The sequence below is a fragment of the Fischerella sp. PCC 9605 genome (assembly GCF_000517105.1).
Lineage (GTDB): Bacteria > Cyanobacteriota > Cyanobacteriia > Cyanobacteriales > Nostocaceae > PCC9605.
In genome coordinates this window covers 2,702,942-2,720,381 of record NZ_KI912148.1, presented here as the reverse complement: position 1 = coordinate 2,720,381, position 17,440 = coordinate 2,702,942, and the positions used below count along the sequence as shown (strand labels likewise).

The following is a 17,440-nucleotide window of genomic DNA, read 5'->3' as shown; positions in this document are numbered from 1 at the left end:
TCAGAATCATGAAAATCTTCTGCCTTACTACGTTCTATTTAATTAATGTTAAATGAATTCAATAGTTTTTGACATAATTAATATACTTGTATTTATTTTTTTAATACGTAGATATACTTATATCAACTGCATATCAGCAGCATATCTAGTGGTTGAGGAAAATTTTTTGTAAAGTTATTATAAGTATAGAAAAAATTCAGTCAGCGAAATGGGATATAATAATTTGAGAATAATGTATATTTTTAAACATAATTAAGCCTAAGAATAGGCAAAAAATATCTTCTATTTGAACTATAAATAGTATTTAACGACTAACAGTCTACAGAATTTCTAGGACTTAAGTTAAACTGGCTAGAACCTGATATTTTATTGACAACAAGCTGTTGATTTCTTTGCAAGTTAATTCTTAATTTTTGACAACACGCTTGCTTTACTGATAATCTAATCTGGGAAAAAAAGATACGAAACTATATATGACGATTGGTATTTTGCTACCTGTGAATACATAGGAGTTGATATCGAAATTGTAAATATCGGTTGGAAAGACACTGTATGCAAGAACCGCGTAAATCTATGTCCAAATACCGTCTGTTAGGAAGCGCCCTGTTATTGTCATTGTCTTTTATCTCTATGGGGGTCATGCCGAGTGTAGCCCAAGTGACTTTCAGACCCCCACGAATACTTGCACCCAGGGATTCCACAGGTGGAGCTTCCCGGGATAGTAGCAGTAACAACTGCCTGTCTGCTCAGACAACAAACGATAAGGTCTCGGTAACACCTGTACTTCCATCAAGCAAAATTGGGTTCACAGTAAAAGAGCGTCCGACAATACTTGTCTATATTCCGCAAACTACCGCCAAAAAAGCATTGTTTAGTTTGCAAGATGAACAAGCCAAAAACCACTACCAAACTACTATCAACTTGCCAGAAAAACCTGGTGTAATGGCAATCAAACTCCCTCAGCATGTGGCTGCACTCAAGACAGGTAAAAATTATCAATGGTCTTTGGCGATGATTTGCTCTGCTCAATTAGAGCCGGATAGTCCGTTGGTAAATGGATGGATTCAGCGAGTTCAACCGCCTGTCCACTTGAAACATCAAGGCCATGTGTCTACTTCCTTGGAGTTGGTTTCTCGCCTAGCTAAAAGTGGCGTTTGGTATGACACCGCCTCTGAACTTGCCCGATTAAAGCAAGCCCAACCTCAGAATGCAACCATCACAGTTTCCTGGCAACAACTATTAGATTCTGTGGGTTTGAATGCGATCGCCGATGCACCCCTGATTAATTAACTGATTGAAGAATAATACGCATTTACCTTCCAACTTGATAAACCGGATAAGCAGATTAGGGGATAAGCACAGGTGAATTCCTTCCACCCATTTAAATACTTCCCCTATGCCTTATGCCAAGCAAAAGTATAATGCGGTTTAATTGGAAAACCTTACTTCGACGTGTCTCGCCGCTGTGGAAATCTATACTCATCCGTAGGGTGATTAAAGCGCAGTGGCGCTATATACTGATTACAGCTCCTAGTGTGGCGCTTTGTGTGATTGCTGGGGAGATGGCTGGATTGTTCCAACTACTGGAGTGGCAAACCCTGGAGCAATTTTATAATCTGCGTCCCTTAGAACCACGCGAAAAGCGCATTCTCATCGTCGCGATTGATGAAAAAGACATCTCCCAAGTTAATAAGTGGCCGATTCCTGATGGTGTCTTAGCTGATTTGCTTATCAAGCTCAAAGCACAAAAACCAGCAGTCATTGGCTTAAATATTTATCGCAATTTGCCCGTAGAACCAGGTCATGAGAAATTAGTTGCGGTGATGAAGTCTACACCGAACTTAATTGGTGTCATGAAACTGGCGGGAAAACATGTGCCTCCACCTCCTACCCTGTTGCAAAAAGACCAAGTAGCTCTTGTAGATTTGGTTGAGGATACAGATGGCAAAGTACGACGGGGCTTGCTGTCTGCTGGTAATAACAAAGGTGAAATTTTTTTGGGATTAGCGGCCCGCTTGAGCTTGATTTATCTAGAAAATAAAGGCATTTCCTTAAAAACCCTAGATCACACTGGGGATGCTCTACAGTTGGGTAAAGCAGTATTTACACCCCTCAATGGCAAGGAATTTAATTATCAAAGAGCAGATATCGGAGGATATCAAATTTTACTCAACTACCGGGGCTTTCAGGATCGCTTTGATATCGTTACTTTGGGGGAAGTGTTAAATGGTTCTGTAGACCCGGAACTGATACGCGATCGCATAGTTTTGATTGGCACCACAGCCAAGAGCATCAATGATGCCTTTCACGTAGGCTACAACAAGAAAGCACTCTACAGCAAGAATACACTGTATAGTGGAGTACCGATGCCAGGGGTGGTGGTTCACGCCAATTTAACCAGCCAAATGTTAAGTGCAGCAATCGATGGACGGCCTCTGATGCGAATTTGGTCTTATCATGCAGAGTGGCTGTGGATCGTGTGCTGGTCTTTTATTAGTAGCGGTCTGACTTGGCGCTTGTTGTATATCAACTCCAACCGTCAGCAACGATTTCGAGGATTGCTGATTCTTGGGATAACATTTGCAATATCAATTATCTTAAGTACTGGCTATCTCGCATTTCTTGCCGGTTGGTGGATTCCTTCATTTTCGCCCTTGCTGGCTCTAATTGGCAGTGCAATTGTCACTACCAACTTTTATAAACAATTTCAACTAGCACGAGCCAACAGGCAACTACAAGAATATTCTCGCACTCTTGAGCAAAGAGTCAAGCAGCGCACCAAAGAATTAGAAGCAGCCAAAATCGCCGCTGATGTTGCAAACCTTGCCAAAAGCGAATTTCTCGCCAATATGAGTCATGAGTTGCGTACACCCCTCAACGGTATTCTCGGGTACGCACAAATCCTGCAACGTTCTCCAACTCTGATGAAATCTGAACTGGATGGCATTAACATCATTCATCAGTGTGGTTCCCACCTACTAACCCTAATCAACGATATTTTAGACCTGTCCAAAATCGAATCTCGCAAACTAGAACTATACAAAAGTGATTTTCATTTTCCTTCCTTCTTAACAGCAGTGGCGGAAATGTGTCGAATCCGTGCTGTTCAAAAAGGCATATCCTTTACTTACCAAGCCGATTCCCAGCTTCCGGAAGGAATTTGCGCTGACGAAAAACGTTTGCGGCAAATCTTAATTAATTTACTGGGTAATGCCATTAAGTTTACTGAGAATGGAGAAGTTACTTTCAAAGTAGAAGTAATAGGGACTGGGGACTCTTTATTGGGGGCTGGCAAAGAATCTTCCCAATCCCCAATTACTCGTGTGAGATTCCAAGTCGAAGATACCGGAGTGGGGATGACGCCGGAACAAATAAAAAAGATTTTTTTGCCTTTTGAACAGGTGTGCGAAAAAAAGAAAAGAACAGAAGGAACGGGTTTAGGCTTAGCAATTAGCAGCAAACTAGCTGAATTAATGGGAAGTAAAATCCAAGTCAAAAGTACTTCTGGCGTGGGCAGTAAATTTTGGGTAGATATAGACTTATTGCTGACTAGCAACTGGGTAAAAACAGCCACCGTTGTCCAAGATAAAAAGATAATTGGTATTAAAGACAAAAAGCCAAAGGTTCTCATTGTCGATGACCAATGGGAAAATCGTGCCGTTGTCATCCAACTACTCGAATCGATAGGGTTCTTATGCTTTGAAGCCACCAACGGTAAAGAGGCTTTAGATAAATTAGTGGAAATTCACCCAGACTTAATTTTCACTGATATTAAAATGCCACTGATGGATGGCTTGGAAATGATCCGTGCAATTAGGAGTTCACCATTACTGCAAAATCTGCCAATTATTGCTTCCTCTGCCAGTGTCTTTGAGGTTGACCGCTACAGAAGCTTGCAAGCTGGAGCGAATGGTTTTTTGGCCAAACCAATACAAATTGACGACCTGCTGAAGCTGAGCGAGAAATATTTACAACTGGAGTGGATTTATTCAGAAACCACTAACCAAGAGCAAATATCTCCCCATACTGCATCTGCTGTTGACAAGAGAGAATTCATACCCCCACCAGCAGCACAACTGAACAGACTGTTAGATTTTGCGATGAGAGGAAATATTCAAGGTATAGAGATATTATTAGATGAACTGGAGAAATTAGATGAAAAATTTCTACCGTTTACTACGGAAATTCGTCAATTTGCAGACAACTTTCAAATCAAGAATATTCGTGAATTTATTAAATCATTCCAGGATGAAATTCCATGAATAGTAGTTCCTCTGAACATGCCACTATCCTAGTTGCTGATGATAACCCCACAAATCTGAAAGTCCTATGTAGTGCCATTGCCAACTTGGGATGGGAAATTTTAGTTGCCACTGATGGTGAAAGTGCGATTGAACAAGCAGAATATGCTCACCCCGACCTGATTTTATTAGATGTCATGATGCCGGGAATGGATGGGTTTGAAACCTGCCAAAAACTTAAGGAAAATACTATAACTCAGGATATACCCATAATTTTTATGACCGCTCTTTCGGAAACCATTGATAAGGTCAAAGGTCTTTCTCTCGGAGCAGTAGATTACATTACCAAACCTTTTCAACCAGAAGAAGTTATAGCTAGAATTAATATCCATTTAAAGCTGTGTTTTTTGACGCGACAACTTGCAGTTTATAATACGGAACTAGAGCAGCTAGTACAAGAACGTACGGCACAACTTTCTCAAGCCCAGCAAGAATTACACGAATCTCAACTCCAACTAGTACAATTTGAAAAAATTTCTTCCCTCGGTCAGTTAGTTGCTGGTGTTGCCCATGAGATTAATAATCCTCTTACTTTTATAGGAACTAGTTTAGACTTTCTGGATAATTTTATATCTGACCTCTTGTACCATTTAAAACTCTATCATCAATTTTATCCTCATCCAGTTGAGGAAATTGTCGAAGATGCTAAAGACATAGAATTGGAAAGGATGATTGTAGATATACCAAAAATGATTTCATCCATGAATGTGGGTGTAGAACGCATTCACAAAATCAGTACTAGTCTACGCATTTTTTCCAGATCCGATATTTTCCATAAAACCTCCTTTAATATTCATGAAGGTATTGAAAGTACCTTGGTACTCCTCAAGTATCGTCTACAAATTCATAAAAATCGTCTCGATGTTGAAGTTATTAAGAACTATGGCAATTTACCATTAGTTGATTGCTTTCCCGGACAACTCAATCAAGTATTTATGAATATTATTTCCAATGCCATAGATGCTTTCGATGAATCTGCTAGTAAAATTTTGAACGAAGGCAAAAAATTTCAAGGCAAGATTCATATTTCTACAGCCGTAAAGGATAACACTCATATTATTATCTCCATAAAAGATAATGGAGCAGGGATATCACCTGAGGTCAAAGAACGAATATTTGAACAATTTTTTACTACCAAGGCTGTAGGTAAAGGAACTGGTCTGGGTTTGTCAATTTCTCGACAGATTGTGGAAAAACAGCACAAAGGTAAGCTTAGCTGTTTTTCAAAAGTAGGAGAAGGAACAGAATTTGTAATTGAAATTCCAATTAAATAAAAAGGCAAAAATCAAAAAGCAGAAGCGGAAAATAGCGTAAATTGCAAGGGTTTTAAAAGTCGCTTATATCATGTTCGCTTGGACACTTATACTATCCGCTCATGTCGGTAATTGATAATTGGGGTATTATCTAATAGTTGCGATGGTCAAAGACCGCTCCTTCGGAGCATCGCAGTGGGAAAATAAAGTGATGAACCGAACTTGATATTATTACTAAAAAAAAGATAGTAAATTTTATGCGTAAATATCGCCATCTGACGAGATTTGTAAACATCAGTAGCTGCTGGGGACTGATGATATTTTTGCTGCCAATCAGCAATTTTCCTGTACTGGCACAAACCGATTTGGGATTGAGGTTAAAAACTGAAAAAGCTGTGGCCGATAACGGCAAATCTCAAGTCAAAGATGGTAAATCTCGACTGGATGAAGGTAGAACTCTGCTTGAGGCGGGACGTTTTGCTGAGGCGGCTAAAGTTTGGCAAGAGGCGGCTGCTGTTTTTCAGCGCCAAGGAGATATCATTAATCAAGCTTGGAGTTTGAGCTATGTCTCCTTAGCTTATCAAAAATTGGGAGAGTGGCAAAAGGCTGAGAAAGCTATTAGTAACAGCCTGAATCTCTTACAACAAGATCGGGAAAATACAGGCATCCTTGCAGTGGCTCTCAATACTCAAGGTAATCTGGAACTTGCACAAGGAAAAGCAGAAGACGCTCTGAAAACTTGGCAACAAGCAGAACGCACCTACGCCAAAGCTGGCGATCGCGTCGGAGAAATAGGTAGCCAAATTAACCAATCCCAAGCTTTGCGCTCTTTAGGATTTTATCGCAGAGCGCAGAAGTTGTTGACAACTGTCAATAATAAGCTGCAAAGTCAGCCTGATTCCCTACTAAAAGCACAAGCGTTGCAAAGTCTGGGAGTGGCTTTACAGGTAGTAGGAGATTTACAAAAATCTCAGGAAGTCTTAAAGCAAAGTTTGGTAATTAGCGATCGCCTCAAATCTAGCGCAGACACCAGTAGTATTCTTTTTAGCTTGGGAAATACTGCCAGAGACTTACAGCAAACGCAAGCAGCTTTGGATTACTATCAACAAGCAGCAGCAAAGGCAACTAATCCCCGGGTGCAAGTGGAAGCCCAGTTGAACCAACTCAGTCTTTATGCAGAAACCTCACAGTGGGAACAAGCGAAGTCTTTATTAGCACCAATTAAATCTCAACTAGACAACCTTCCCCCCTCTCGCGCATCTGTCTATGCAGCTGTTAACTTTGCCCGCAGTCTTTCTCGGTTGGCGAAACAGGATGGAAGAGAGTCTGCACGCTCTCAAGAAGCAGCACGGATTTTGGCTCGTGGAGTCAAGCAAGCAGAAACATTGGGAGATATGCGCGCCAAAGCCAATGCTTTAACTCAGCTAGGAGAATTGTATCTGCAAACACAGCAACTAGACCCAGCGTTGAAACTCACGCAACAAGCCCAACAAATAGCTGAAGAGATTAACGCTAATAGTATTGCCTACCAAGCTTATTGGCAAATGGGGCGCATCCACAAAATTCAAGGGGATACCGAAGCTGCGATCGCAGCATACAAATTATCAGTCGATGCTCTCAAGACTTTGCGTAGTGACTTGGTAGCGATTAATCGGGATGTGCAATTTTCCTTTCAAGAAAGTGTAGAACCCGTTTATCGGGAGTTTGTAGAGCTGTTGTTACAATCCAACCCCAGCCAAGAAAACTTAAAGCAAGCCCGAGAAACAATTGAAGTCCTGCAATTAGCCGAATTAGATAATTTCTTTCGCGAAGCCTGTTTAGAAGCCAAACCACAGCTGATTGAACAGATCGATCCGACTAAGACAACAGCGGTGATTTATCCGATTATTTTGCCCGATCGCTTAGAAGTAATTGTATCTATTCCCGGAAAATCTCTTTCGAGCTACAAGATTTCTCTACCCAAAGCTGACATCGAAAACAGCATCCAAAAGATGCGTCAATCCCTCAATCCCGCTTACTCCAATGAGGAACGTTTGCGGCTGTATCAACAGCTGTATGAATGGCTGATTCGTCCAGCGGAACCTCAGTTAGCTAACAGCGGCGTGAAAACTCTGGCATTTGTGCTCGATGGTTCCTTGCGAAATCTGCCCATGTCTGTTTTACATGATGGCAAACAGTATCTGGTAGAGAAATATAGCGTCGCTCTTTCACCAGGAATGCAGTTGTTGCAAGCGCGATCGCTCAAACAGGATAATTTGAAAGTGATTACAGCGGGACTGAGTGAAGCCCGTCCAGGCTTTAAAGCCTTACCGGCAGTACACTTGGAAGTCAAAAAAATTGCCTCGGCAGTTAAGAGTCAACAACTTTTAAATGAAAAATTTACTCGCGCCAACCTACGAAAAACTATCCAATCAAAGCCTTTTTCGATTTTGCATTTGGCTACTCACGGTCAGTTTAGTAGTCAATCTGATGATACTTTTATACTCGCTTGGGATCAAAAGATTAATGTCAAGGAATTGGGCGAATTAATCAAATCCAGAGAGGAAGATGAAGCTAGCCCAATAGAATTATTGGTTCTCAGCGCCTGTCAGACAGCTAAAGGGGATAATCGTGCTGTCTTGGGATTGGCAGGAGTAGCAGTCCATTCCCGCGCCCGCAGTACCTTAGCTACCCTGTGGGCTGTCAAAGACGAATCTACAGCCAAATTTATGGGAGAGTTTTATAAACAACTCAGCCAACCAGGAACCAGTAAAGCGGAAGCTTTGCGAAAAGCCCAAATGGCATTTTTGCAAGATGCGAATTTTTCCCATCCCTATTATTGGGCACCGTTTGTCTTGATAGGAAATTGGTTGTAATTCACATCTCGTTTGAAAATAGGGGAAAGGGGATTGGGGAATGCTTAACGGGGAACTCTTAAGAGGCATTTTCATCCTTGGTTATGGGGTTTTCCCGTGATTAGCTGTCTTGAAAGTTGGGCATGGGACATTGAGCATTGGAAGAGAGACTTTCATCCTTTGCTGTGCGCCCCGGTGCATGGAAGTCTTGCACGCCTATGCAACAGCCTCCAAATCCTCGTTACTAGGTTGAACCTGGCTCTTGTGAATTAAGAGCTTCTGCTCTTGTTGAGAAGGGTGCAAGATTTTAGGTTAACGAATTTTCGCTCTTTCAGCCCTTAAAGTGTGATCGCAGATCCAATTCGTAAAAGGGACTGGGGACTGGTGACTAGGAACTGGGGACTAGGAATAAAGAAATCTTAGTACCCAATCCCCAATCACCTATACCCTAACTCCCGAAAAAATTCCTTGAAGATCAAAAACAGATATCTTTATCCAATAAGATTTCAAAATACATCAAAAACATATATCCTTTTCCAATTAAGATTTAAGAATACATGAAGAAAGAATTAATTAAAAATCAAACTATACCTGCGGAATGTGGGATGACGACTGAGAACCAACAAATTCGCGACTTCATATTTCTTTGTAAACAAGCTTTTATTCTCTCCGCTCAAGGTTGTCATCAAACTTTTACCATATCCGGTCAATTTCTTCTCTTCAACTTAAAAATCTACAAATACTTGTATTGGTTGAGCTTGATTATCATTAGCAGCACAACGACAATTGAACCAGTGAAAGCAGAAGTAATTAAAAAAACGCAAACATCCAACCTACAATCAGTTCTAAACCCCAATAATTTTCAATTAAAAGACGTCTCTTTTAAGGATGAGGTTATACAAACACAAACAAAACCTGCTCATGCAGAGTTGATTTTTGAAACTCCAAGCTTTAGCCCTGTGCCTGAGCAAATAAGAATTGCCCAAAATTTTCCTCCTCAGAATACCAAGCCACCTTCAATCCAACCATTACCAGAACCAACACCGCCAAAACCTCTACCACCACCAGAAGAGTTACTTCAACCTCCTGCTACAACAACACCTCCCACTCCAGAACCAACCCCAAGCGGTGAAATTCCCCAAACCATCACTGTCAAAAAATTTGAAGTTACAGGCAGCACCGTCTTTAGCCCAGAAGATTTTGCCAAAATTACTAAACCCTTTACCGGACGTCCCATTACGATTGCTGAACTCTTCCAAGTACGTTCGGAAATTACTAATTATTATGTTAATAAAGGATACATTACATCCGGAGCCTACATCCCACCGCAAAAACTACAGGACGGTGTAGTAGAAATTAGAGTAGTTGAGGGGGGACTGGAAGAGATAAAAATTACAGGTACTAGCAGACTCAAGCCTAGTTACCTGCAAAGCCGCCTGGCGATCGCCACAGACACACCCCTCAATCGCGATCGCCTCCTAGCAGCATTACAGTTATTACAACTGAATCCCTTGATTGAAAACTTATCAGCAGAACTGTCTGCTGGCATGCGTCCGGGGCAAAGCGTGCTAGAAGTGCAGATAACAGAAGCCGATACTTTGAACCTACAGTTGGTATTGGATAATGGGCGATCGCCAGCTGTTGGTAGTTTTAGTCGAGAAATACAACTAAACGAAGGTAATTTTTCGGGGTGGGGCGATAGCATTAGCGGTATTTACACTAATACAGATGGCAGCAATACTTTTGATTTTTTGTATACTCTGCCCATCAACCCCCGCAATGGCACTGTAGCATTTAGCTTTGGTCTTTCTGACAACAAAGTGATTGAAAGACCCTTTAATGTCCTCGATATTCAGTCCAACTCTCATTACTACGAACTAACACTACGCCAACCCATCATCCAAACACCGACTCAGGAATTTGCTTTAGGTATAACAGCAGGTCATCGAGAAAGCGAAGCTACTTTCTTGGATGGGGAACTTCCTTTTCCAGGATCGGGTGCAGATGAGGAAGGAAAAACGCGGATCACACCAGTGCGCTTTTTTCAAGAATGGACTTCTCGTAGCAGTCAGCAAGTATTCGCCCTGCGTTCTCAGTTTAGTATTGGACTTGATGCTTTAAATGCCACCATCAACGATAGCTCTCCCGATGGTCGTTTTGTTGCGTGGAGAGGACAAGCCCAGTGGGTGCGCTTATTAGCTCCCGATACCCTACTGCTGCTACGAGGTGATGTGCAACTAGCAGACCGACCACTCGTCCCATTTGAACAAATTGGCATTGGAGGTCTCGAAAGCGTGCGAGGCTATCGTCAAGATGCCTTGCTCACAGACAACGGCATATTTGCTTCTGCCGAAGTGCGAGTTCCCATTGCTCGTTTTTCAGAACGCAACAGTCTTCTACAGATAACCCCCTTTGTGGATTTTGGCAACGGTTGGAACCGTTCCGGCAGATCCGGTTCAGAAGCAGAACTAGATACTAATTCTTTGGTATCTGTAGGATTAGGGTTGCGTTTCCAACTCGAAGATCGTCTCACTGCTCGCTTGGACTGGGGTATTCCTTTAGTTTCAATTTCTTCTGGGGATAAAGACTCATGGCAGGAAAACGGTTTGTACTTTTCCATTATTGCCAATCCCTTCTGAGGGAGGAGGGGGAAAGGGGGAGAGGGGGAGATGGGGTGATGGGGAGAAAGTCATCTTAAATAGTCTGGTTATAAATTTGCCATTCTGAAAATTTTCAAGCAAATGAAAGTAAAAGATAAGATATATCGTTTTTTAGCACTAGCACTAGTGACTACTTTACTATGCACTAGTATTTCACCAGCTTTAGCAAAACTTCCTCCCCTCACTCTCTCCCCCTCTCCCTATCTCCCACTCTCCCCACGCCAGGTGCTACAACGGGGGGAACCCCCGCAACGCACTGGCTCCTCTTCTCCTACCTCTTCCTTACAAAAAGGAAAAGTGCTGTACGACGCCGGGCGGTTTGCTGAAGCTGTGCAGGTGTTAAAGCAAGCAGTGCAAGAGTATCAAAAGCAGGGAGAAACCCTTAAACAAGTTGTAGCTTTGAGTAATCTCTCACTAGCTTATCAACAACTTGGTGAATGGAAACAAGCTCAAGAAGCAATTACCCAAAGCTTGAATTTACAAGGATTTAAACAACAAACTCCCCAAGCAAAAACAATCCAAAATTATAAGATTTTAGCTCAAACGCTAGATATTCGGGGTCGTCTGCAACTGTTAACAGGACAGGCAGAACAAGCATTACAAACTTGGCAGCAGACGATGGATATTTATACCAAAGCCAATGACCAAAACGGCGTAGTGCGATCGCAGATCAATCAAGCACAAGCCCTAATTTCAAGTGGATTTTACCGTCGTGCAGAAGCGACACTTTTGCAGATTAACCAAAAACTGCGATCGCAAAGCGACTCACCAGAAAAAGCAATAACGTTGCGATCACTTGGTGATGTTTTGCAGCTGGTGGGTAACTTGCCAGCATCCTACACTGTTCTCCAAGAAAGTTTGGAAGTAGCAAAGCGCCTGCGATCGCCTGCTAATGTTGCTGCGAGTCTTTTCAGTTTAGGTAACAATGCCCGCGCCCAGCAGGAAACACAACAAGCGATCGATTTTTATCAACAAACAGTCAAAGCATCTCCCTCACCTCTTTTGAAAGTGCAAGCACAACTCAATCTCCTTAGCTTGCTAATTGAGGAGCAAAAATCAGCAGATGCAAAAACTTTACTACCAGAAATTCAATCCCAACTCGACCCACTTCCCCCCAGTCGTGCCAGTATCTATGCGCGGATTAATTTTGTAGAAAGCCTCGTCAAATTAGGAAATGGGGAATTGGGAATCGGGAATCGGGAATCGGGAATTGGCAATAGAGAAATTTCTTCCCCCACTCCCACGCCTGCTCAGATCCTCGCTACCGCCGTGCAACAAGCCCGTAATTTGGGTGACAAACGAGCAGAAGCTTATGCCTTGGGAAGTTTGGGCAGCTTATACGAGCAAACTGGACAATGGTCAGAAGCACAAAACCTCACTCAACAGGCGTTACTATTAGCACAGAGTAGTAATGCACCAGATATTGCTTATCGGTGGCAATGGCAATTAGGAAGATTGCTGAAAGTAAAAGGAGACTTACAAGGAGCGATCGCAGCATACGATACAGCTGTGCAAACTCTCGAATCTCTTCGCAGCGATCTAGTAGCAGTCAATCAAGATGTGCGATTCAACTTTCGTGACAGCGTCGAACCAGTTTATCGGCAGTCAGTCGAATTACTGCTGACACAAAAACAACTAGACGAAAAAACTCTAGAAAAAGCCCGTCAGCGGATTGAAGCACTAAAAATAGCAGAATTAGATAACTTCTTCCGAGAAGCTTGTTTGCAAGGTCAGCGAGTGCTGCTAGACCAAGTCGTAGACAAAGAAAATCCTACCGCTGCCATCTTATACCCGATCATTCTTCCCAATGAACTGCAACTAATTGTTAAAATTCCCAAACAACCACTACGACACTATCGCACCCAGATTTCCCAAGCAGAAGTAGAAAAAGCAGTCGTTGAATTGCGTCAAAATCTTGTCAACCCTGCGGCGATCAAAGCTACAAGGACACAGTCACAACAAGTTTACAACTGGCTGGTTAAACCGATAGAGTCGCAATTGTCAGCCAGTGGGGTAAACACCCTGGTATTTGTTCTGGATGGAGTACTACGTAATGTACCAATGTCCTCCCTCTACGACGGCAAGCAATTCTTAATTGAAAAATATGCAATTGCCCTGAGTGTCGGTCTGCAACTCCTCGACCCTAAACCGCTACAGCGACAGCAACTCAACGCTTTAACCGCTGGATTAACTGAGCCACCACCGCAGTATTCCAACTTTCCACCTTTGCCGGCGATTAAAACTGAAATCGAACTAATCGCCGAAACTGGAATACCAACAACCAATCTCTTGAATCAGCAATTCACAAGTAAAGCACTAGAAAATCAAGTGAATGCTGCTGCCTTCAACGTGGTACATTTAGCAACCCACGGTCAGTTTAGTTCTAGCGCCGATCAAACTTTTATCTTAGCTGCCGATGGACCAATTAACGTCACGGAATTCGACAATATTCTGCGCGGTCGGGATGAAACCAGACCGGAAGCAGTGCAACTATTAGTATTGAGTGCCTGTCAAACAGCAGCAGGAGACAAACGTGCAGCCCTAGGTTTAGCAGGAACAGCCGTACGTGCGGGTGCACGCAGTACCGTGGCTTCTTTATGGCAAATTGATGATGAATCCACAGCCCAGTTTATCGGTGCTTTTTATCGAGAATTAAAAGATGTCAGCATCACCAAAGCGGAAGCTCTCCGCCGCGCTCAATTACAATTGCTGAAGCATCCCAACTACAACGCACCCAGTTTTTGGTCTGCTTATGTACTAATTGGAAATTGGCTCTAATTTGTTGTTAGTTGTTGGTTGTTTGGTGTTTGTTCCAACCAACAACCAACCACCAACAAAGAACAATTTTTTGCGTAATTGTTGTTATGGCAAACGATAAGTATATAGCAGCATTCATCATTGGGGAATGATCCATGTCACGCAAGACACTGAACTTAGACGAGTATTCTTTAACATTGCCCATTACCCAAGCAGCCCGCAGAACTGCCCAGCAGTTTGCCAATCAGCAGCCTACTCCTGAACGTGCCGAACGAGTCCGCTTAAATACGCTTTGTGTGTTGGTAGTAAATGACTACTTGCAAATGATGGATATTGCCACCGATTTGAGAACTGGTGACAGTTGGAATCCGGTTGTACGTCTGTGTGCTGATGTCGCCGATTTGGAGTTACCAGGAATTGGGCGTTTGGAGTGCCGTCCTGTAAGTCTGGATCGAGAAATTTGTTATGTTCCTCCAGAAACCTGGGAAGAACGAATAGGTTATGTAGTTGTGCAAGTAGATGAATCGCTGCAAGAAGCAAAGCTGTTGGGGTTTGTTCGCAGCGTTGCAGATGAAGAACTGCCTTTAAGTCAACTGCAACCTCTAGAAGCATTAATTGAACATTTAGCACCAACCGCGATCGCTTCACCAGCTCCTGAATTAGTAAATTTGAGCCAGTGGTTTGCAGGTATCTTTGATACTGGCTGGCAAACTCTAGAATCGTTGTGGAATCAGCCAGAACTTGCCCCAGCTTTTGCCTTTAGAAGTAGCAATTTGATTGAAGAAAATACCAATAACCAGCAAGAACCAACCGTGAGACGAGGAAAATTGATTGACTTAGGAATCAAGATTGCCAATCAACTCGTCGTTTTAATTGTGGAAATCAGCCCTCAAGCTAACCAACAAACGAGCATTCACGTACAATTGCACCCAGCTAATAGTCAAAATTACCTGACACCAGGAGTAAAACTCATAGTTATCGATCGCTCAGGAGCAGAATTTTTAGAAGCCCAAGCCAGAAATGCAGACAATTACATTCAGTTACAGTTTAGAGGAGAACCCGGGGAGCAGTTTAGCGTTAAGGTAGCACTGAATGATGCCTGTGTGACAGAAAATTTCGTAATTTAGTCAAGAGTCAATAGTCAATGGCCAATAGTCGAAAATTATTATTAGTGTCCCCCTATCTCCCCATCGCCCCATCCCCCTATCCCCCCATCTGTTTTAATTATGGGTAAGTTAGTGGTTCTGAAATTTGCAGACGGTAGCTTTGACCGAGGGTTTGCTGTCACGCTGCAAATAGGTGAAGAAGGTCAACTACCTTCATCGGAAATTGCAGGTAGATTACCTCCAGCGGCGGAATTATTACAAAAGTATAAAGAATGGCAGTCGAGTTATCTAAAGTTGGGTAACTTTTATCGTTTGTCTGCTGATGAAGTGCAGGTAACGAATGTGTCGTTTGCCCAAGAGTGTGACAAAACTGCTCATGTTTTGCGATCGCATCTCAACACCTGGCTACTTGCAACCGCATTTCGTCCTGTCCGGGAGAAATGGCTAGAAAGATTATTGCCCACAGACAATATCCGAGTCATATTACAAACAGAAAATCGAGAATTACAGCGTCTGCCCTGGCATCTTTGGGACGTGCTGGAACGCTACCCCAAGGCAGAAATTGCCCTAGCACCTCCGAGATACGAGCGCATCGCTACCAAGAAAACACACAATAATAAAGTAAATATTTTAGCCATCATCGGCAATAGTCAGGGAATCGATACTCAAGCAGACAAAGCTTTACTAGAGACCTTACCTGTAGCTGATGTTAGTTTTTTAGTAGAACCACAACGTCAGGAATTGAATGACTACCTGTGGCGAAAAAACTGGGATATTCTTTTTTTTGCCGGGCACAGTTCCAGTCAGGGAAACAATGGCATTGGCAGAATTTACCTTAATAAAACCGATAGCCTCACGATTGAGGAATTAAAATACGCCTTAAAAAAAGCCGTTGAACGGGGCTTGCAGCTAGCAATTTTTAACTCCTGTGATGGATTAGGAATAGCAGAACAATTAGCCGATCTACATATTCCCCAAATGATTGTCATGCGCGAACCAGTCCCGGACTTGGTAGCACAGGAGTTTTTAAAGTATTTTCTAGAAGGATTTGCTGGTGGTGAGCCTTTTTACCTGGCAGTGCGAGAAGCAAGGGAACACTTACAAGGACTAGAGGATAGGTTCCCCTGTGCAACTTGGCTACCTGTAATTTGTCAAAATCTTGCACAATTACCCCCCACTTGGGAAGGGATTACAGGCAGGGTTGCCCCAAAAAAAACAGTCCAACAGATTTCTGTTGCTTCTCATCTACGCAGATTTACACAGATATTATTTTATAGTGTAGCAATTACCGCAACAATCAGTGGGTTAAGAATTTTGGGAGTGCTGCAAGATTTGGAGTTACAAGCTTTTGATTGGATGATGCGATCGCGCTCCGTCCTCATCAGTGAAGACCCCGATCCACGCCTGCTACTGGTAACAATTAACGATGCCGACATTGCAGCCCAACGCCGCAAAGGCGAATCACTGAAGGGAACATCTCTGTCCGATCAATCTCTTCTGCGACTGCTAGAGAAACTTCAGCAGTACCAACCTCGAGCGATCGGCTTGGATATCTACCGTGATTTTCCTGCGGAATCTCCAGATTTAATCAATCGTCTTAAACAAACACCAAACTTAGTCGGTGTTTGTAAAGGTAGCGATGCAGCAGTCAATACCACTGGTATTGAACCACCACCGGAAATACCGAAATCCCGCTTGGGTTTCAGTGACTTCATCCACGATCCGGACGGAGTAGTGCGTCGGCATCTGCTGTTTATGAATCAAGAGGCAACATCACCCTGTCCAACTGACTATGCTCTCAGCTTGCAATTGGCATTTCGCTATTTGGAGGCTGAAGGAGTGAAACCAAAGTTTACTCCCAAGGGAGATTTACAGCTGGGCCGTACGATTTTCACACGTTTGCAGTCGCGAACTGGTGGCTATCAAAACATCGATGCCAACGGCGGTCAAATTTTTCTAAACTACCGTTCTGCAAAGCGAGTAGCCGAACAAGTGACGCTGACGCAACTTTTGTCTGCCCAGGTCAACCCCAACGCCATCAAAAATAGAATTGTTTTAATTGGTGTTGCCGCTAAAGGTGATTTTCCAGACTATTGGGCTACACCATACAGTGGTAAGTTAGACAACCAAATGCCGGGAGTCTTGTTACAAGCCCATATGGTCAGTCAGATTCTCAGTGCCGTCCTTGATGAACGTCCACTATTGCGGACATGGCGGCCGTTAGCAGAGGTGATGTGGATTGGGGTTTGGTCATTAGCAGGAGGATTGCTAGTTTGGCGAATACAATACCCATCTACACGCTTAGCAATCTTTATCGTTGTTTGCTCAGGAATTCTTTACATTTTCTGCTTAGGTTTATTTATCCAAGGATATTGGGTACCGTTCATACCATCAGCTTTGACCCTAGTGGGAACAGTTGGCATTACATCAATTCAAAACACCTTGCGGAAAACTGCTCCGCGTTTACAAAATAAGTCAATTGTTAATTATTAATAGTCAATAAGTACAATTACTAGATTGATATGAGAA

Annotated in this window: 8 protein-coding genes; all 8 read left to right on the top strand. The window is 42.8% G+C overall.

The genetic code is table 11. From position 1 onward, the window contains the following. Window positions 1-552: 552 nt before the first annotated feature. The 8 genes from FIS9605_RS0114260 (at window position 553) to FIS9605_RS0114225 (ending at window position 17,404) form a co-directional block, all read left to right on the top strand. Entirely contained in the window at window positions 553-1,290 is a 738-nt protein-coding gene (locus tag FIS9605_RS0114260) for a DUF928 domain-containing protein (protein WP_026733192.1), read from the top strand. Between the two features lie 131 nt (window positions 1,291-1,421). Next, complete coding sequence (locus FIS9605_RS0114255; RefSeq protein WP_026733191.1) at window positions 1,422-4,262, top strand: CHASE2 domain-containing protein; 2,841 nt, start codon at window positions 1,422-1,424, stop codon at window positions 4,260-4,262. Then, on the top strand, window positions 4,259-5,575 hold the full coding sequence (locus FIS9605_RS0114250) for a hybrid sensor histidine kinase/response regulator (RefSeq protein ID WP_026733190.1): 1,317 nt from the start codon (window positions 4,259-4,261) through the stop codon (window positions 5,573-5,575). The genes FIS9605_RS0114255 and FIS9605_RS0114250 overlap by 4 nt, the downstream gene beginning before the upstream one ends. A 236-nt stretch (window positions 5,576-5,811) precedes the next feature. Then, window positions 5,812-8,409, top strand: a complete 2,598-nt coding sequence (locus FIS9605_RS0114245) for a CHAT domain-containing protein (RefSeq protein ID WP_051469996.1) — start codon at window positions 5,812-5,814, stop codon at window positions 8,407-8,409. 677 nt (window positions 8,410-9,086) lie between these two features. Further along, entirely contained in the window at window positions 9,087-11,027 is a 1,941-nt protein-coding gene (locus tag FIS9605_RS0114240) for a ShlB/FhaC/HecB family hemolysin secretion/activation protein (protein WP_026733188.1), read from the top strand. A 102-nt stretch (window positions 11,028-11,129) separates the two neighbouring features. After that, the gene (locus tag FIS9605_RS0114235; RefSeq protein ID WP_026733187.1) at window positions 11,130-13,826 is read left to right on the top strand and encodes a CHAT domain-containing protein; all 2,697 of its coding nucleotides are present in this window, start codon (window positions 11,130-11,132) and stop codon (window positions 13,824-13,826) included. 134 nt (window positions 13,827-13,960) lie between these two features. Continuing rightward, a complete protein-coding gene (locus tag FIS9605_RS0114230; RefSeq protein WP_026733186.1) occupies window positions 13,961-14,932 on the top strand; it encodes a DUF1822 family protein in 972 nt (323 codons plus the stop codon). A gap of 99 nt (window positions 14,933-15,031) precedes the next feature. Beyond that, complete coding sequence (locus tag FIS9605_RS0114225; protein ID WP_026733185.1) at window positions 15,032-17,404, top strand: CHASE2 domain-containing protein; 2,373 nt, start codon at window positions 15,032-15,034, stop codon at window positions 17,402-17,404. Window positions 17,405-17,440: the final 36 nt, after the last annotated feature.

Coding starts and splice junctions, on each gene's coding strand:
- FIS9605_RS0114255 (WP_026733191.1), top strand. CDS start 1,422: ATGCGGTTTAATTGGAAAACCTTACTTCGACGTGTCTCGCCGCTGTGG.
- FIS9605_RS0114245 (WP_051469996.1), top strand. CDS start 5,812: ATGCGTAAATATCGCCATCTGACGAGATTTGTAAACATCAGTAGCTGC.
- FIS9605_RS0114225 (WP_026733185.1), top strand. CDS start 15,032: ATGGGTAAGTTAGTGGTTCTGAAATTTGCAGACGGTAGCTTTGACCGA.
- FIS9605_RS0114230 (WP_026733186.1), top strand. CDS start 13,961: ATGTCACGCAAGACACTGAACTTAGACGAGTATTCTTTAACATTGCCC.
- FIS9605_RS0114260 (WP_026733192.1), top strand. CDS start 553: ATGCAAGAACCGCGTAAATCTATGTCCAAATACCGTCTGTTAGGAAGC.
- FIS9605_RS0114235 (WP_026733187.1), top strand. CDS start 11,130: ATGAAAGTAAAAGATAAGATATATCGTTTTTTAGCACTAGCACTAGTG.
- FIS9605_RS0114250 (WP_026733190.1), top strand. CDS start 4,259: ATGAATAGTAGTTCCTCTGAACATGCCACTATCCTAGTTGCTGATGAT.